The organism is Arthrobacter sp. CMU6, from assembly GCF_059090205.1.
On the sequence record NZ_JBNHFL010000013.1, the window covers coordinates 40,011 to 57,845 of the forward strand.

Sequence of the window (17,835 nt, forward strand, 5' to 3'; positions counted from 1 at the left end):
TCCCCACCCGCACCCCAACCTCGCAAGCTCGGCCAAGGAACCCGGCGGTCGTGGCCCCAGGCTCAACCAGCGCCCGCCCGGCGGTGGTCAGAGGCTCACTTCAGCGACTTCAGGATGGACCGGAGCGACGCGGCGGCCTTGGTGGCCGCGGCCTGCGGCTGCGCCCGGCCTGCTGCAACGTCGCTGACGGCCTTGGCGACGGGCAACTCGGCCATCGCAGCGCCTGCCAGGTCGCCGTGGCCCCGAACCATCCCCCAGTGCTTCAGGTCGTTGGACCCCTGCAGCACTGTGGAGAGAAGGTCCTTGGCATAAACGCTGCCGAGCCGTTCAGTCCTGCCGGCTGCCACGGGGCTGGACATCCAGGCATCCGCGTACTCGGCCGGGTTTGCGTTACTGCCCGAACGCACAGGTACGCGCTCCTCCGGGGCAATCGCGAGCCAGTCGGCGTAGCCGTCGGTCAGGAAGTACTCCACGAAGCGGCGCGCAGGTTCGGCGTCGGAATCAGCCGTCACGGTCCACGAGACCACTTCGCCGAAGTGCGCCGGCCGTTGCCCGTCCGGCCCTTGGAGCCCAGCCACCACTCCGGTGTTCTGCGCCAGGAACAGCGGATCCTTGGTGCATTCGGGGCAGCTGGGACGGGCATCGGTCCGCGTGCCAGCGAGCTCATCCAGCATGTTCGTCGGCCAGATGGCCATGGCGGCCTTGCCGGCGAAGTAGGCGGACCGCACTGAATCAATGTCTTGTATGCCGGGCACGGAATAGTTCTTCAGCAGGTCGCGGTAGAACCCAAGCGCCGCCACGCACTGCGGGCTGTCGAACGTGATATTTCCCTTGGTATCCACCATCTCGCAGCCGTTTCCCTGCGCAATGTGTTCAAAGGACTGCTGCGTGAACGCCTGCGCGGTCTTGTTGGCCGCGACGATACCCGCCAGCTCCGCGGAATCCAGCTTCCTGGCCGCTTCAACGATGTCCGCGTACGTCCGGGGCGCACTCAGCCCTGCCTTAGCGAAGAGGTCCTTGCGGTAGTAGATCAGCTGGTGCCAGGCGGAACCCGGAACGGCGAGCTGCAGGCCGTTGTCGCGTGTCAGTTCGAGGGCCCGGGCCGCCCACGTTTGCTCCCCGAGGCTCTGCACTATGGCGGCGTTGGTCTTGTAGTCGATGTGGCCGGAGGTCGCCACGGTCCGGACCTGTCCCAGCGACAGTGAAGCCATCACGTCGGGAAGGTCGCCGGACGCGGCCGATGACGTCAGAACCTGGTTGAAACGGTGCGGAGGAACGCTCACGAGGTCAGCCTTCACCCCGGTGGCAGCGGTGAAATCCTCGCTCACGACGCGAAGCTTGGCCATGCGGTCCGGGAGCGTCTCAGTAGTCCAGACAGTGATGTTGTGGTGGTCAACGTCCGGGGCCGGTGTGGGTGGCTGGCCCGTGCCAGGCGTGCAGGAAACCAAAAAGGCGGCCGCCAAGGACACCGCCGCTAGAACGCCCGCCCTGACTTGGCCTCTGGTCCTATTCACCTGGCGCTCCTGCCACACCGTGTCCGCAGTACGGACGCACGCCGGGTGTCAAACCCCGCGTACAACTAGGAGACCTGTGGGACAAGCGTAACTAATTGGTGCCCGCCTGTCAGCAGGCCGCGTTGTTGTCAGGGACCGGCTCCCGCCGCGGACAGCAGCGCGCACACGGACAATAATCCGCACATGAAGGGACGGCCTCCGCTCGTTGAGCCGGAGACCGTCCGCGAGAGGATCCGGATGCTGCTGCCGTGCGCTGTCTGGCGCGGTGGCGTGCTCCCGGGCTAACCGCCCCTTCTGGCAGCCAAATTAAAGCCCCGGGTCCTCCCGTTCACCGCCAGCCGCGACGGCTGGCTGTAGAAGTTTTATAGCACCGGCCCCGCCCGGCCACAAGGGTTTCCGCCGCGGTTTCTTCCTCCCGGTTTTTCCTCCCGGAATTCGCGGCGTCAGGGCCGGGAAGTCCAAGGGTTACGACGGCGAACCGCCGGCTGTTCAGGCGCCTCGCCGCACGCTGGGGGTGCTATTGCCCGGCCCGGCGGGCCGGGAGTATTTTAAGCGTGGGATTGAGCTCAAGCAGTTGGGCGCGGATGCCCTCTAACCAGGAGCACGTCAATGACGACTATCTCCAACGCCCACCTTCCCGGCGAAGCGCAACGCCCGTCCGGCGACCCCTTGTGGTGCTCCCAGTGCCAGACGGACGAACACCTTATCGTCGAATCAATTGAGGCCCTTCATCCGGCACAAGAAGGCATGGTGGACGTTTCCTACACCTGCGTGGAATGCGACCAGTTCTACGCCCACCCCGCTGGAGTCCACGACGTGGCAGGCGTACTGAACCGCCACGGCCAGGTGATGGGCGTCCTGCAGTTCGGCGGTGAATACTTCCACTGCGGAACGCCGATGGCCTCGGTCAGTTCGGGAACCAGCAGCATCTACGGCACCGAGCTCGGCCGGCACCGCACCATCCACGACGTGCACCTGCCCACCCGGCTGCTGCGCTGCGGCTGCGGGTTCCAGATGGAAGTACCGGACTGAACGGGTGCCGGCCTGCACAAACGGCGGCAGCCCGCCGTCGTACGAGCACCAAAGGTGAGGAGAACGGCAATGTCGATCCTGGCACGCGACATCATGACTGGCGGGGCGGAGTGCGTTGGCGTCAATGAAACCCTTGAGCAAGCGGCCAGGAAGATGAAGGATCTCGACGTCGGGTCCCTCCCGATCTGCGGCGAGGACAACCGGCTCAAGGGCATGCTCACCGACAGGGATATCGTGGTCCACTGTCTGGCGGACGGCGGCGACCCGAAAAGCACCAGGGCAGGCGACCTCGCCCAGGGAAAACCCGTGACCATCGGCGCCGACGACACCATCGAGGAAGCCATAAGGACCATGCAGCAGCACCAGGTGAGGAGGCTGCCGGTCATCGACGGCCACGACCTGGTTGGGATGCTCAGCCAGGCCGACATCGCACGGAATTACCCGGAGGACCGGGTGGGCGAACTGGTGGAGTTCATTTCCTTCTGATCGCCGGCGTATAACGCGTCCTTGTTAGTCCTTCCGCCGATTATGCGTAGCGGGCAATTATGAGCGCCAGCAATCGGGTTACAAATTCTACTTATCCTGAGATACTAATCATGCTTACTATATTCGTGTCAGTGTTGGACCACTCAGGAGAGCCTATGCGCAGACTGCTCGCTACTTTCACCGCAATACTTGCCCTCGCCGGTGCCGGGTTGACGCTCGCTGCGCCATCCCATGCAGCGCCCGTCCCGGGTTCCTCGGCACTGTCTGCCGTCCCGGCGGGCAGCTCTTTGCAGGTTCAGGCGGGCACGTCCGATGCGGCCGGAACACCCTCGCCCACCGGAACGTCTTCTCCGTCTGCAACCCCGTCCGAGCCTCCAGCCAACCCAGGCACAGGAGAACCGGCAGAGTCAGAGACCAACCGCCTCGAGTTCGCCCCGTACGTTATCGCGGCGGTATTGATCATCACTCTCCTCATCGTTTTTATCTGGCGACGCCGCCGCGGGAACAAAACCGTGGTCTAAACGCCGACGAATACGGGCTTCGTTAAGAGGCTCACCAATATCAATTCCCGTTTCACCCAATTCCAATTGAAGGAGTAGGCGCCATGACCACCATGGGCAGCGCGGCCGGTGCAAGGTCCCGGCTGCAACGGGCGGCACAGGTTGTCGGAGCAGTATTCGTGCTCGTCGGCATCCTGGGGTTCATTCCCGGCATCACCTCGAACTACGCGGCACTGGGAATGGCCGGCCCCGCGTCCGACGCCCTGCTTCTGGGCGTCTTCCAGGTATCAATCCTGCACAACATCGTCCACCTCCTCTTCGGCGTGGCCGGCCTGCTCATGGCACGGACGCCGGGACAGGCCAGGAGCTACCTGCTGTACGGAGGCGTCATCTACCTGGTCCTCTGGCTGTACGGCCTGCTGATCGGCCACGAGACCGCGGCGAACTTCGTACCGCTCAACACCGCTGACAACTGGCTGCACTTCCTGCTGGGCGTTGCCATGATTGGTCTCGCGCTGGTGCTGTCCCGCGACACCGGGAGGGTCCACGGCCCCGCCACGGGCCATTAGCCAGTAAACCTTTTGCGGGGGTGCCGCAGGCGCTATCCTGATGCCGTCGGTTCTGTGAACCGCTCACGGTCCGGCCGGCACCCTCGCCCTAAACGGGGCGTCGAAGCGCGATGCCGGGGAGTGGCAGACGATGACCGCATATCAGCAACCAGCAGGCACCACCGCCACGGAGGCCCCAAGAGTGGTGCCCCGCCGCAAGGGCAACATGGTGGTCAAGTGGGTCACCTCCACCGACCACAAGACGATCGGCTACATGTACCTGATCGCGTCCTTCGTGTTCTTCTGCCTCGGCGGCGTGATGGCCCTGCTCATCCGCGCCGAACTCTTCGAACCCGGCATGCAGGTCCTGGTGACGAAGGAGCAGTACAACCAGCTGTTCACCATGCACGGCACCGTGATGTTGCTGATGTTCGCCACCCCGCTCTTCGCCGGCTTCACCAACGTGATCATGCCACTGCAGATCGGCGCACCGGACGTTGCATTCCCCCGCCTGAACGCGCTGGCCTTCTGGTTCTTCCTGTTCGGCTCAACGATTGCGGTGTCCGGCTTCATCACCCCGCAGGGGTCCGCAGCTTTCGGCTGGACGGTGTACGCGCCGCTCAACAACACCACGTTCACACCCGGCATCGGCGGTGACCTGTGGGTCTTCGGCCTGGCGCTGTCCGGCTTCGGCACCATCCTGGGCGCGGTCAACTTCATCACCACGGTGATCTGCATGCGGGCCCCGGGCATGACCATGTGGCGCATGCCGATCTTCACCTGGAACGTCTTCATCACCTCTGTCCTGGTGCTGATGGCGTTCCCGCCGCTGGCCGCCGCGCTTTTCGCCATCGGCGCGGACCGCCGCTTCGGCGCCCACATCTATGACCCGGAGAACGGCGGGGCGCTGCTGTTCCAGCACCTGTTCTGGTTCTTCGGGCACCCGGAGGTGTACATCATCGCGCTGCCGTTCTTCGGCATCGTGTCCGAGATCTTCCCGGTCTTCAGCCGCAAGCCGATCTTCGGGTACAAGGGCCTGGTCTACGCCACCATCGCGATCGCCGCCCTGTCCGCCACGGTCTGGGCCCACCACATGTACGTCACCGGCTCCGTGCTGCTGCCGTTCTTCGCACTCATGACCATGTTCATCGCGGTCCCCACCGGCGTGAAGTTCTTCAACTGGATCGGCACCATGTGGGGCGGCTCCCTGACCTTTGAGACCCCGATGCTGTGGGCCATCGGCTTCCTCATCACTTTCCTTTTCGGCGGGCTGACGGGCATCATCCTGGCTTCCCCGCCGCTGGACTTCCACGTCTCCGACTCGTACTTCGTGGTGGCCCATTTCCATTACGTGGTGTTCGGCACCGTGGTGTTCGCGATGTTCGCCGGCTTCTACTTCTGGTGGCCGAAGTGGACGGGCAAGATGCTGAACGAGCGCCTCGGCAAGATCCACTTCTGGATGCTCCTCGTGGGCTTCCACGCGACGTTCCTGATCCAGCACTGGCTCGGCGTTGAAGGCATGCCCCGCCGCTACGCCGACTACATGCCGCAGGACAACTTCACGGCGATGAACCAGTTCTCCACGATCGGTTCCTTCCTGCTGGGCGCCTCGCTGATTCCGTTCTTCTGGAATGTCTTCATTACTGCGCGCAGCAAGGAAAAAGTGGAAGTCGACGATCCGTGGGGCTTCGGGGCTTCCCTGGAGTGGGCCACGTCCTGCCCGCCGCCCCGGCACAACTTCACCTCGCTGCCGCGCATCCGCTCCGAGCGTCCGGCCCTGGACCTGCACCATCCCGAGTTGCGGGTCCGTGAACATGACCCAGTGCACTCGACGGCCGCCGACGTCCTGGGCGCGGCGGACATCGGCGAGCGCGACGTGCGGGACCCGAACCCCGACCGCTAGCAGCCGCCCTTCTGAAACGCTGAGGCCCGGACTCCATTGGGGAGCCCGGGCCTCAGCGTGTGTTCAGTTCTGTTTCAGCTAGCCGGCTTCAGTATCGGCAGCCCGCCTCAGGCAGCCCGCCTCAGGCAGCCGCGGCGACCGCGTAGCGGCTGGTGCCGGCGCCCGTTCCGGCGTCGGCGGGGGCCAGGACGCGGACATTGCATTCGGACTGCTGCGGATCGATGGAACGTGGCAGGTGGTGCGTTTTGGAGCATTCCCGCAGCTGTTCAAGTGCGACGGGCTCAACTCGGGCGTGGCTGACATCGACGACGAGCTGCAGGCCCTGACGGAGGTGGTTGGCGCGCTTCATAACAACGTAAAGAGCCTGGATGCTTTGGGCGGTTACATGTCCCTGGGCGGCGACCTGGGCTTCGCCGCAGTCGAGGTCCACGCGGACCAGTACCTTGAGCTTCTGGTTCAAAAACTTCTCCCCTCATGCGCGGCCGCGACGCTGCGACCGGGTATAACCCTAGCCTGCATGTGACTCAGGTAACAGGAAAATTCTGAATGTTGCGGAATTGGGATCTTCGCGAATGGTCCCCGGACAGGCAAATGGTCCGGGGACGCGTGGATTCCAGCGTCCCCGGACCAACAGTGCGTCCTCACCTGTTCGACGGCGGCCGTCGCCCCGGTGGGCCGCTCAGCTGCGGGTCGGGTCCGGGCGCAGCGGCGCAGGCCCGGGGTCGGGCACCGGAAGCGGGCCGGGCGGCTCGGGCGTGGGGATGGGGTTGGGCGGTGCGGGACGGGACGGGTCCGGCCGCATGGGATCGGGCCCCGGCTCCGGCGGGAACGGCTCTGGTTCGTGCACTGGCGGGATGGTCATGCTTCCCCCTCGAAGGCTCGTGTGGGTTCCTTATTGCTGACGCGAGTTCAGGATACGCCCGCCGCCGAAGCGGGGACAGGGCCCCGGCCGACGTGGGGGAGCGTCACAAACCAGGCCTCTCCCCCGGTAGCGAACGGCCGCCCAAATGTCAGAGCGGCTCTATATATTGAGGGAATGACCCACACTCCGCTGCAGCAACCCGCAAGCTCCTCCGCCGTTGCCACGCCCCGTCCACCCGTTGCGAAACGGGTGCCCACCGAGCGCACGCACCACGGGGATACCTTCGTGGACCCGTACGAGTGGCTGCGGGACAAGGAGTCCGAAGAGGTCGTGGCGCACCTGAAGGCGGAGAACGCCTACCAGGAGGCCCTCACGGCACACCAGGAACCGCTGCGCGAGTCCATCTTCCAGGAGATCAAGGGCCGGACCAAAGAGACAGACCTGTCCGTTCCGAACCGTAAGGACGACTGGTGGTACTTTAGCCGGTCCGTCGAGGGCAAGGAGTACGGCATCCAGTGCCGCGTCCGCGCCCAAAACACCGGCAACCCGGTGGCGGACTGGACTCCGCCGGCGGTGGAGGCCGGCGTCGAAATCCCTGGCGAGGAAGTGCTGCTGGACGGCAACGTCGAGGCCGAAGGCAAGCCGTTCTTCTCGGTGGGCGGCACGGCTGTGACCATCGACGGGAACCTTTACGCCTACGCCGTGGACAACGCCGGCGACGAGCGGTTCACCCTGCGGATCAAGGACCTCCGGACCGGGGAACTGCTGCCGGATGTCATCGAGAACGTCTTCTACGGCGTGTCCTTCTCCCCGGACGGCACCCGCATCTTCTACACCGTGGTGGATGACTCGTGGCGGCCCTACCAGGTCAAATCCCACGTCCTGGGCACTCCGGTCACCGATGATGAGGTGATTTACCAGGAGGACGACGCCGCCATGTGGCTGGGCTTTGAGCTCTCCTCAGACCGGCGCCACCTTGTACTCGGGATTGGCTGCTCCGAGTACAGCGAGACGCGCTTGCTGCGCTTTGACGATCCCGATGCCGTCCTGTCCACCGTCATTTCCCGCAACGAACGCGTGCTGTACGAGGCCGAGCCCTTCCTGCTCGAGGGCCCGGACGGGCAGAAAACTGAACGCATCCTGATCAGCCACAACCGCAACGCCGTGAACTCGATGGTCTCGCTTGTGGATCCGGCCGAGCTGTCCAAGCCGCTGGCCCAGCAGCACTGGACCACCGTCGTCGAGCATTCCGACGACGTCCGGGTCAATGGTGCGGGGGTCACTTCCACCCACCTCGTGGTCTCGATCCGGAAGGACACCATCGAGCGGGTCCAGGTGATGTCGCTGTCCGGGCTGGGGACCGCTGCCCAGCAGGCGCCGGTGGAACCCGCTTTCGACGAGGAGCTGTACACCGCGGGGGTCGGCGGCTCCGACTACGAGGCTCCCGTGATCCGGCTGGGCTACACGTCCTACTTCACGCCCTCGCGCGTGTATGACTTCGTGCTGCCCACCCCGGAGCAGCCCGCCGGCGAACTCCTGTTGCGCAAGGAAAGTCCCGTGCTGGGCGGCTACGATGGCTCGGATTACGTGGCCACGCGCGAATGGGCCGAGGCCGCCGACGGCACCCGCATCCCCCTGTCGATTCTGCGGCACAAAGCCGTCAAGCAGGACTCGACGGCGGCCGGACTGGTTTACGGCTACGGCTCGTACGAACTCAGCATGGACCCGGGCTTCGGCATAGCCCGGCTTTCGCTGCTGGACCGCGGAGTGGTGTTCGTCATTGCCCACATCCGCGGCGGCGGTGAACTCGGCCGGCACTGGTACGAGGACGGCAAGAAGCTCAGCAAGAAAAACACGTTCACGGACTTCATCGCGGCCACGGACTGGCTGGCGCAGTCCGGCTGGGTGGCCCCCGACCGGGTCGCCGCGCTCGGCGGGTCCGCCGGCGGGCTCCTCATGGGCGCCGTGGCCAACCTTGCGCCGGAGAAGTACGCCGCCATTGTGGCGCAGGTGCCGTTCGTGGACGCGCTGAACTCCATCCTGGACCCGGAGCTGCCGCTGTCCGCCCTGGAGTGGGAGGAATGGGGCAACCCCATCACCGATCCCGGGGTGTATGAGTACATGAAGTCGTACACCCCCTATGAGAACGTCCGCGAGGTGGCCTATCCCAAGATCGCCGCGGTCACGTCCTTCAACGACACCCGGGTGCTCTACGTGGAGCCTGCCAAGTGGGTGCAGGAATTGCGCAACAAGACCACGGGCAGCGAGCCGATCCTGATGAAGATCGAGATGGACGGCGGCCACGGCGGGGCCTCCGGCCGCTATGTGCAGTGGCGCGAGCGGGCCTGGGACTACGCCTTCATCGCGGATTCGCTCGGTGCCACGGAGTTGCTGCCCGGCGCCGGGCTTAAGTAAGGCTCCGCGCTCAAGTAAGGCCCTCCGACTCGTTCTTCGGTGCTCGCGGCCCTCGCCGCGTCAGGGTTTCGCCAAAAATGGTCGCCTGCCACCAGCCGGGCCGGCCATTTTTGGCAAATCGGGGAAGCGGGGCGGCGCCGCTCCGCACTCGGCTTTCCCTTGCGGCGGAAGAGTTTGCCTGATGCCGTTCAATCCGCAACCCGCTGTTTCCAGAAAATAGTAATCCTGCTTACTATTGACGGGCATACGGGCTCGGTGCACCTGTCCGCTGGGGGCGGGGTATCCGACGCCGGAACTGGAGCATAGCGTGAGCAATGAACAGGGATTGACCCCTCTTTCCGACGACGAACTGAATGCGCAGGCGGGCGTTGCCCTGCCGGATAAGGAAGTGGCGTCCGTACTGGACCTCAACGCCGACCTCGACCTGGGCATCAGCGCGGCTGCGCCGATCGACCTCGCCGTGGCGGCCAACGCCAACGTCGCAGCCCCCATCGACGCCGCGGCCTCGGCGAACGTTTTGTCCTTCGGTTCAGAGTCGCAGGCCCTCGCCGATCAGGGCGTCATCATCGACCAGGGAATCACGGCCGACGCCACGGCGGACTCGGTCCAGGACAGCACCATCAGCCAGGGGTCCGGTGCCGAGGGCGGGACTGCAGATGCCGGCGCGACGTCGGATGCCGCGGGCGCGGGTGCCGCCGAAGCTGCTCCCCTGCCGGACGGCACGCTTCCCGACGGCACGCTACCCGAGGGGACCGTTCCGGATGGGACAGGTGTCGGCGCCCTTCCCGTGGATCCGTCCTCTGCCCTCGACGGGGACCTCCTCAACGTCAACGTGGACCTCGCGGCCGACGCCGACATCGCCGCTCCAATCAACGGCGCCGTGGCCGCGAACGCCAACGTCGCGGCGCCCATTGACGCCGCAGTGGCCGCCAACATCGGCTCGATCGACAGCGACGCCTTCGCCGTGGCGCAGCAGGACGCCATCATCACCCAAAATATCGACGGCGAGGCCACCGCATCAGCAGACCAGCAGTCCGATCTGCAGCAGTAGTTCCTGAATGAGCGCCAAACACAGCGGGCCGCCCGGCATGGGCGGCCCGCCGGCCTCCCCCTCGCCCACGCCCGGCCAGAATCCGGCAACCGGCCCCACGGGGGCGGGATCGTCCGCAGCGGGATCGTCCGCAGCGGGATCGTCCCCCGCCCACGGCGAGCGGACCGCCGTCGTAATGAGCCCTGGCACCAGTCATGGGGTGCCAGTGCGGGCGGAGGGAATCCAGCTCATTGGCGAGGCCAAGGGATCCGGCTACCGGGAGGCCCCCTCGCTGGTCCGCCGCTCGGACGGCCAGACCCTCCAGCTCACGCAGCTGCTTTTTCAGGTCCTTGAGGCCATCGACGGTGTCCGGGATGTCGATGAGATCGCCGAGGTGGCGAGCACCCGGTCCGGCCGGCTCATCAGCGCGGACAACGTCAGGACACTGATCGAGGGCCAGCTGCTGCCGCTGGGCCTGCTGCGGCTGGCGGACGGTTCGCAGCCGGAGGTCCGCAGGGCGGATCCGTTGCTGGGCATGCGGTTCCGTTACTCGATCACGGACCCCGCGCGGACCCGGAAGCTGACAGCGCCGTTCGCCGTGCTGTTCAATCCACTGATCGTGGCAGTTGTCGCCGCGGGATTCCTGGCCTCGTGCTGGTGGGTTTTGATGGTCAAGGGCCTGGCGTCGGCCACGCACGACGCCTTCGCGAACCCGTGGCTGCTCCTGCTGATTTTCGCCGTGACGGTCCTGTCCGCCGGCTTCCACGAATTCGGCCACGCGGCGGCCGCGCGCCGGGGCGGGGCAACACCCGGCACGATGGGTGCCGGACTCTACCTCGTCTGGCCCGCCTTCTACACGGATGTCACCGATTCCTACCGGCTGGGGCGCGGCGGCCGGCTTCGCACGGATATCGGCGGGCTGTACTTCAATGCCATGGTTGCCGTCGCCACCATGGGTGTCTGGTGGGCCACAGGTTTCGATGCTCTGCTCCTGGTGGTGCTCACGCAGATCCTGCAAATGGTGCGCCAGTTGCTTCCCCTGGTCCGCTTCGATGGCTACCACATCCTCGCCGATGCCACGGGTGTGCCGGACCTGTTCCAGCGGATCCGTCCCACCCTGCTCGGGCTCCTCCCATGGCGGTGGGGCAAACCCGACCCCGAGGCGCAGGCTCTCAAGCCGTGGGCGCGCGCCGTCATCACCGCCTGGGTCCTGGTCACTGTCCCCATGCTGCTGGTCAGCCTGGTGCTGATGGTCGTCTCCTTTCCGCGGCTCCTGGGCACCGCATGGGCGAGCCTGCAGCACCAGCAGGGCCTGCTGTCCGGCAGTCTCGAGGATGGGAACGTTGCCGACGCTGCCGTGCGCTTCCTGGCGATTGCCGCCGTCGCCCTTCCTGTACTTGGCGTGGCATACATGCTGCTCCGGCTGGCGCGGCAGCTCATCACCGGGCTGTGGAGCAAGACCCGGGGCAAGCCGCTGCAGCGCGCCACCGCAATGGCAGCAGCCGGCGCCGTCGTCGCCGGGCTGGCGTGGGCATGGTGGCCGCTGCCTGACAACTACCGCCCGGTGCAGCCCTACGAACGCGGGACACTCCTTGATGCCGCGGCCACCGTCTATCCCGCCCTGGCTGCCCCTGACGGAACTCTTCAGGAAGGCCGGACGGGGCAGACGGTGGCACTGTGGCCGGACGGTACGGCGCTGCCCACCAGGGAGCAGCCGCAGCTCAGCATGGTCCTCGTGCCGAGGCAGGCGCCGGAACCGGCTTCCGCGCCCGGTGAGCCGGAGCCGGCCGGGGGCGTCGCCGAAGCATCCGGCAGTGCCGCGCCGCCGTCGTGGGTCTTTCCGTTCAGCAAGCCCCCGGCCCCGGAAACGGACGGCAACCAGGCACTCGCGGTGAACACGACCGACGGATCCGTCACCTACGACGTCGCGTTCGCGCTGGTGTGGGCAGAGGACGGACCCGTGGACACCCGCAACGAGGCGTACGCCTTCGCCAGCTGCGCGGACTGCGCGGCGGTGGCCGTCGGGTTCCAGGTGGTGCTCATCGTTGGCCAGGCGGATGTGGTGGTGCCCGAGAACCTCTCCGCCGCCGCGAACTACAACTGCGTCCGGTGCCTGACCTATGCCCTCGCCAGCCAGCTGGTGCTCACGCTGGACGGCCCGCTCAGCACCGATGGCATGGCCCGGCTCAATGCGCTGTGGCAGGAGATCGCCGAGTTCGGACGCACCCTGCAGGGTGTTCCCCTGTCCGAGATCGAGGGACGGTTGAGCGCCTACAAGGCACAGCTCATGGAGATCATCCGGACCGATCCCAGCGCCAAACCCCAGGCCGGCACCAGCACCCCGCCGCCGGGGTCCACGCCGTCGCCCGGGGCCAGCGACGGCGCTGAAAGGGACCCGGGATCCGAACCAGGTGAGCCGACGCCGGGTGAGCCGTCTCCAGGTGGGCCGTCTCCAGGTGGGCCGTCACAGACTGAGCCGACGCCGGCCGTGCCGTCTCCGGGAACGACGGCGGACCCTGCGGTTCCCTCGCAAGGGACGGGAACGACGCCGGTTCCGGCCACTCCTGCGCCGGACAGCACTGGCCCGGCACCAGCCCCCGCACCGGCCCCGGCAACCTCGGCTCCCGGCGCCGCCGCGGCTGCGTCACCGGCCCAGGAGCCGGCAGCACCGTAGGGCGCTACCCCGACGGCACGCAGGCTCAGGGCTCTGCCTCGTCGTTTCGCCAAAAATGGCCGCTTGCAACCCTGGCAGGCGGTCATTTTTGGCCAAACGATGGCGCGGGGCAGGCCGGGGCGGCCGTTTTTGGCGAAACGGCGGATGAGGGGCAACGACGACGGCGGGGGAATAACGTGCGGACTTACTGGACGGTGATGTGTCACAGGCAACATATATTTGAATGATGCTCTCGGCGCTTAAGAAATACCTGTTGCTTCCCAAACTGGTGAAGCTTTCCTCCAACGCGCCCAAGGACCCCGGCGTCGCCTGGGACCAGTACTGGGGCAGGGTCGGGGTCACGGGTGCCCGCGGCGATGTGCTGTGGGATTCGGGCAGTGACCACGAGCTGCAGGCGTATCTGGAGCACCTGACGCGGCAGCTGGACCACAGCCTTCCCATCGTCGATGTCGGGTGCGGCAACGGTGCCTTCAGCCGCCCGCTGGCCTCCTACTTTCCGCATGTCCTGGGGGTGGACGTGTCGGCCAACGCCGTCGCCCTCGCAGCCGGCGAATCCGAAGGACTCGAGCGGGTCTCCTACCTGGCGGCCGACATGACAGCGCCCGAGGGCACCCGCGCGGTGACCGACGCCCTGGCCGCAGCAGGCTTCTCTGGTCAGGCCAACATCTTCATCCGGGGCGTCCTGCACGTCCTGAAGAGACCTGCGCAGGCGGCGCTGGCCGCTCAGCTGCGCCCCCTCGTGGGCAAGCGGGGCCGCGTGTTCCTGGCCGAGACCGACTTCCGCGGGAATCCGATACAGTACGTCAGCCATCTCGGAGCCACGTTGCACTCCATCCCCGAGCCCCTCGAGAAGGCGATCCGCGGACTGCCAATGCCCGGCCACTTCGGCGCCGAGCAGCGCAGGCGGGCGTTTCCCGAGGCCAGCTGGGATGTGGTGGAAGACGGCCCGGTGACCATCGAAACCCGACCCCTGAAATCCGTTGACCGCCCGGAACAGATCCCGGGCTATTTCGCGGTGCTCCAAACCCGCTGAACCCGAAGCCGCTGGCGCAGCAGCCCCAGGCCCGCTGAATCCCAGGCCCGCTGAATCCCAGGCCCTCTGGTGCGGCTAAGCAGTCAAGGGGCTACCGGTCCTTCAGCCAGACGAGGGCCTCTGCCTCGGACGTAAAGAACTTCGTGGGGCACGGGAGCTTGTTGAGGCCCAGGAAGAAGTTGGCTATCACCCGGTCCACCGGCGATGAACCGAGCAGGGCGATCCGGGAGGCCTGGCAGGGACGGCCGAACACGGCACGGGCTCCGCGGCTCACATCAGATGTAGTGGCCATGTCCACGAGCATGGGATGGCGGCTGTCGCCGCAAAGAGCGTTGACTTGGTCCATGGCGGCCTCGGCGTCCGCCTGGGTGATGCTGGCGTCCCGGGCCCAGGTCAGCCGGAGCAGGCCTTCGGCGTCCAATTCGAGGTTGAACAGCGTGTTCCGTCCGGTGCTGTTGGAATTCAAATCAAACCTCCGCAATGGCTAATGTGCACAAGTATCAAGGTACATCCCTCCAGGACACGGCCGGCGGCTCTCCTACTGATAATGTGAGTCCAAATTCACGGTAGCCTCACAAGGCACTCGCAGCACAGGGGGCACATGGTCCAGGCACCGGCGGAGTACCTCTCCGCACCTCGCGAGGCGGTGGTCGCACTCACGGATGCCGTCCGCCTGGATTCCGTGGCGTCTGTCCTCACCGATGCCGGCTTCACCGTCCGCAGGGCGCACGACGCCGGATCCCTCGCCCAGGAGCTGGAAGGCAACCGGGCCGCCGTCGTACTTCTTGATACGGCGCTCACGGACGGGTACCGGTGGGAAGGCACGCCGGTGCTGCTCCTGGTGGACCTCGCCGGCGACTTCGACCTGGCCAGGCTGGAGCCGTGGGGCATCGCCGACTACATTTCCCGCGACGCGGCTCCCCCGGAGCTGACCCACCGGGTGGAGACCCTGATAGGCCGGGCGAAGGAACGCCGCCGCATCCGGGCCAAAGCCGAGTTCCTGCGCGAAAGCCTCCGCAACGTCTCCGCCGCCATCCGCGGCACCAACAGCCCCCAGCAGATGGCCGGCCACCTGGTCCGCGGCTTTGGGGAGTCCCTCGGCGTGGACCACGTCTGGTTCACCACCTTCCAGGATTCGCGTGTGCCACGGATCAGCGCCCAGTGGTCGCGGGCAGGCAAGGCCAAGCTGCCGGACACGCTCGGAGCCTACGAGGACGCGGCCCGGGAGCAGACCACGTCGCTGTGGGCAGCCGCCGAGGCCCTGGCCGTCCCGGATCACCGGACGGACCAGTCCGCCGGCCTGGCCGAGGGACTGCGGAAATGGTCCGGCCTGGCCTCTGTCCGCGCTTCCGTTGGCCTGCCCGTCGGCGAGGGCGAGTCGGCGCTAGGGATCATCTGGATCGCGCAGCTGCGCGAGCCGCGCGACTGGACCAGGGCCGAGATTGCACTCATCCAGCACGTGGCCGGCAACCTCGCCCACAGCCTTATCCAAGGCCACCTGATCAGCGCGCAGCTGCAGGTGCTGCAGCAGCTCCGGGAGCTGGACAAGGCAAAAACGGACTTCCTGGCCACCGTCAACCACGAGCTCCGCACGCCGCTCACCTCCATCACGGCCTATCTCGACATGATCCGCGACGGCGCAGGCGGCCCCGTTCCCCCGGGCATCGAGTCCATGATGGACGTTATCTCACGGAACTCGGACCGGCTCCGGCGGCTGATCGAGGACATGCTCACGGTCTCGCAGCAGGACACGTCCGGCAACCTCAGCCTGAAACAGGTGGAGCTCGGCCAGGTCCTGCGGATCGTCGTGGCAGCACTGCGCCCACTGGCCGATTCGCGGAACGTCACCATCACCGGCGCCGACTCGCACGAGGACGTGAAGGTCCAGGCCGACGAGGCCCAACTGGAGCAGGTCTTTACCAACATCGTTGCCAACGCCATCAAGTTCACCCCGAATGCCGGCCGCATCAGCATCAGCTTCATGACGGCCGCATCCGATGTCGGCAGTCCGTACGCCGTCGTCAACGTCACGGACACGGGCGTCGGAATTCCGGAACAGGAAATCGCCCAGGTGTTCACCCGTTTCTATCGGGCGTCCAACGCCTCATCCGCGGCCATTCCGGGCAGCGGACTGGGCCTCGCCATCGCGCACGACATCGTCCGGCGCCACGGCGGGTCGCTCGACCTGTCCTCCGAACTGGGCGAGGGAACCACCGTCTCTGTGCACCTTCCGGTCGACGGCCCCCGGTCCGAAGAAACGGACGACGACGAGGCCGACGGCGACGAAGCGGCCGGCGCACCCCAAACTGACTGACCGCCGTCGCCTCCCACCCAAAACGGAAACCGCCCCGGACCTGTCGGTCCGGGGCGGTTTCCGTAATCTGGCTAGCTACCGACCTTAGTTGGGCCACCAACCGATGGTTGCGTAGTTGACCTCGCTGTTCGAAGAGGTGGACGTGGTGGTGTCCTTGTCCTTCGGAGCGGCGTTTGCAGGAGCAGCGAAACCTGCCACTGCAAGAATGCCGGTCATAACAAGTGTTGCGGCTAGTTTCTTCATCCGCTGTCCCTTTCGTCGTTTGTAGCTTGACCCGAATTACACATTACGGGCGACAGTATACGGTCACTGGATCAAGGTTTGGTCAAGTCATTTCCTGTCAATTCCACAGGATTTGCCATGTTTTTCCGCTGGCATCTTGCAATTGCCGTAACAAGAGGAGTTCGGCCCCATTCCGCGGCCTACCACGGGCTGGATTATGGATAATTGGGAGCATGCCAATGCAGCGGGACTTGTCACCCTTCGTGATCGCGGAGTTGGCTGCGCGCGAAAGCTGGAAAAGGCGCGATTACGCCGCCGGTTATACCGAAGCCGGGCATGCCGCCGAGCTTGCCCAGGAAGCCGGAGACGAACTGCGCTGGTGGAAGATGGTCCTGCTGCAGGCCGAATGCCTGCGGGACCTCGGATCCATCCAGGAGTGCCGGCAACTTGCCGGCGAACTGGCTGCCCATCCCGTTGCCAAATCCGCCCCCGACCTGGGTGCCCGGGCAGCAATCCTGCTGGCACATTCCCTGCAGGGGCTCGGCCGGCTCCCCGAAGCGGTGGATGCCGCTTCCGCGGCCGCCCGGCTCGTGGCCGGAGACTCTGAAAACGTCTACCTGCACATCCAGGCCCAGCAGGCCCTCATAGCCGCCCTCGCCGAAAGCGGCCGGCACGAGGACGCGTGGCGGGAGTGCCTGGACCTGGAGTCGCTGCTCACCGACCACGTGGACGAGGACACGGCCGGCAAGGCGTACTGGGTGATCGGCAACGTCGCGTTCCTCAGCAACCGGGTCAACGAAGGCGGCCACTACCACGACCTCGCGGCAGGCAAACTCTCCCCCTCGCAGGACGTCGACCTGTGGGCGCGCTTCAACCGCGCCTCCGCGGAAATGCGCCTGCAGGCCAAGCTGGGCGACGCCGCGACGCTGCGCTGCATCGAGCGCGCCGAGCTCGCCACCGAGGTGGTGGGCGGCAGCGAACGGGACATCCTGGAGATGTCCCTGGTCCGCGCCCACTGGTACTACCTCACCGGGGACATGGAGACGGCGATCAGCCTCCTGACCCCGCTTCGGAGCAAGTTCCCCATCCTCGCCACGCAAACCGCGGCGGAGGCCACCTTTATCCTGGGCAGGGCGCTGAGGGCGCAGGGACACGAAGCGGAATCACTGCAGATGCTTGACGAGGCCGCTACGCTGTTCGATACAGCTGCAGCACCGGAGCGTAGCGCCACCGTCCGTGGTTTCATCGCCTCAGCGGAGCCTTCGGACCGGCGCCAACAGCAATTTCTCCAGGGGGGGTAAA

16 protein-coding genes are annotated in these 17,835 nt (G+C 66.2%); 11 read left to right on the top strand and 5 right to left on the bottom strand.

What is annotated here, in order from left to right; translation table 11 throughout:
* Nucleotides 1-95 precede the first annotated feature (95 nt).
* The gene (locus tag AC5RWD_RS10960) at nucleotides 96-1,514 is read right to left on the bottom strand and encodes an ABC transporter substrate-binding protein (RefSeq protein ID WP_494020025.1); all 1,419 of its coding nucleotides are present in this window, start codon (nucleotides 1,512-1,514) and stop codon (nucleotides 96-98) included.
* Nucleotides 1,515-2,123: 609 nt separating this feature from the next.
* On the opposite strand from AC5RWD_RS10960, the gene AC5RWD_RS10965 reads away from it, so the two are divergent.
* The 5 genes from AC5RWD_RS10965 (at nucleotide 2,124) to ctaD (ending at nucleotide 5,983) form a co-directional block, all read left to right on the top strand.
* The gene (locus AC5RWD_RS10965) at nucleotides 2,124-2,546 is read left to right on the top strand and encodes a hypothetical protein (RefSeq protein ID WP_494020026.1); all 423 of its coding nucleotides are present in this window, start codon (nucleotides 2,124-2,126) and stop codon (nucleotides 2,544-2,546) included.
* A gap of 69 nt (nucleotides 2,547-2,615) precedes the next feature.
* On the top strand, nucleotides 2,616-3,032 hold the full coding sequence (locus AC5RWD_RS10970; RefSeq protein ID WP_494020027.1) for a CBS domain-containing protein: 417 nt from the start codon (nucleotides 2,616-2,618) through the stop codon (nucleotides 3,030-3,032).
* A gap of 155 nt (nucleotides 3,033-3,187) precedes the next feature.
* The gene (locus AC5RWD_RS10975; RefSeq protein WP_494020028.1) at nucleotides 3,188-3,553 is read left to right on the top strand and encodes a LuxR family transcriptional regulator; all 366 of its coding nucleotides are present in this window, start codon (nucleotides 3,188-3,190) and stop codon (nucleotides 3,551-3,553) included.
* Nucleotides 3,554-3,636: 83 nt separating this feature from the next.
* Nucleotides 3,637-4,101 carry a DUF4383 domain-containing protein gene (locus AC5RWD_RS10980; RefSeq protein ID WP_494020029.1) on the top strand — a complete coding sequence of 155 codons (465 nt, stop codon included), beginning with the start codon at nucleotides 3,637-3,639 and terminating at the stop codon, nucleotides 4,099-4,101.
* Nucleotides 4,102-4,231: 130 nt separating this feature from the next.
* Nucleotides 4,232-5,983, top strand: a complete 1,752-nt coding sequence (gene ctaD, locus AC5RWD_RS10985; protein WP_494020030.1) for an aa3-type cytochrome oxidase subunit I — start codon at nucleotides 4,232-4,234, stop codon at nucleotides 5,981-5,983.
* Between the two features lie 121 nt (nucleotides 5,984-6,104).
* On the opposite strand, the gene AC5RWD_RS10990 is transcribed toward ctaD, so the two are convergent.
* Nucleotides 6,105-6,443 (bottom strand): hypothetical protein, encoded by a 339-nt coding sequence (locus tag AC5RWD_RS10990; protein WP_494020031.1) that lies wholly within the window; start codon nucleotides 6,441-6,443, stop codon nucleotides 6,105-6,107.
* A gap of 219 nt (nucleotides 6,444-6,662) precedes the next feature.
* Nucleotides 6,663-6,845, bottom strand: coding sequence for a hypothetical protein (locus tag AC5RWD_RS10995; protein ID WP_494020032.1), 183 nt, complete (start codon nucleotides 6,843-6,845; stop codon nucleotides 6,663-6,665).
* A 174-nt stretch (nucleotides 6,846-7,019) separates the two neighbouring features.
* Between AC5RWD_RS10995 and AC5RWD_RS11000 the strand changes: the two genes are divergently transcribed.
* From AC5RWD_RS11000 to AC5RWD_RS11015, 4 genes are all read left to right on the top strand, one after another.
* Nucleotides 7,020-9,260: a S9 family peptidase gene (locus AC5RWD_RS11000; RefSeq protein ID WP_494020033.1), complete on the top strand. Its 2,241-nt coding sequence runs from the start codon at nucleotides 7,020-7,022 to the stop codon at nucleotides 9,258-9,260.
* Nucleotides 9,261-9,567: 307 nt separating this feature from the next.
* Nucleotides 9,568-10,311, top strand: a complete 744-nt coding sequence (locus AC5RWD_RS11005) for a peptidoglycan-binding protein (protein ID WP_494020034.1) — start codon at nucleotides 9,568-9,570, stop codon at nucleotides 10,309-10,311.
* Between the two features lie 7 nt (nucleotides 10,312-10,318).
* Entirely contained in the window at nucleotides 10,319-12,964 is a 2,646-nt protein-coding gene (locus AC5RWD_RS11010) for a hypothetical protein (RefSeq protein WP_494020035.1), read from the top strand.
* 226 nt (nucleotides 12,965-13,190) lie between these two features.
* Nucleotides 13,191-13,997 carry a class I SAM-dependent methyltransferase gene (locus tag AC5RWD_RS11015; RefSeq protein WP_494020036.1) on the top strand — a complete coding sequence of 269 codons (807 nt, stop codon included), beginning with the start codon at nucleotides 13,191-13,193 and terminating at the stop codon, nucleotides 13,995-13,997.
* 91 nt (nucleotides 13,998-14,088) lie between these two features.
* On the opposite strand, the gene AC5RWD_RS11020 is transcribed toward AC5RWD_RS11015, so the two are convergent.
* Nucleotides 14,089-14,463 (bottom strand): DUF7793 family protein, encoded by a 375-nt coding sequence (locus AC5RWD_RS11020; RefSeq protein WP_494020037.1) that lies wholly within the window; start codon nucleotides 14,461-14,463, stop codon nucleotides 14,089-14,091.
* A gap of 135 nt (nucleotides 14,464-14,598) precedes the next feature.
* Between AC5RWD_RS11020 and AC5RWD_RS11025 the strand changes: the two genes are divergently transcribed.
* Nucleotides 14,599-16,311, top strand: a complete 1,713-nt coding sequence (locus tag AC5RWD_RS11025; RefSeq protein WP_494020038.1) for an ATP-binding response regulator — start codon at nucleotides 14,599-14,601, stop codon at nucleotides 16,309-16,311.
* A gap of 84 nt (nucleotides 16,312-16,395) precedes the next feature.
* On the opposite strand, the gene AC5RWD_RS11030 is transcribed toward AC5RWD_RS11025, so the two are convergent.
* Nucleotides 16,396-16,554 (bottom strand): hypothetical protein, encoded by a 159-nt coding sequence (locus AC5RWD_RS11030; protein ID WP_494020039.1) that lies wholly within the window; start codon nucleotides 16,552-16,554, stop codon nucleotides 16,396-16,398.
* Nucleotides 16,555-16,766: 212 nt separating this feature from the next.
* Between AC5RWD_RS11030 and AC5RWD_RS11035 the strand changes: the two genes are divergently transcribed.
* Nucleotides 16,767-17,834, top strand: coding sequence for a hypothetical protein (locus AC5RWD_RS11035; RefSeq protein ID WP_494020040.1), 1,068 nt, complete (start codon nucleotides 16,767-16,769; stop codon nucleotides 17,832-17,834).
* Nucleotide 17,835 lies beyond the last annotated feature (1 nt).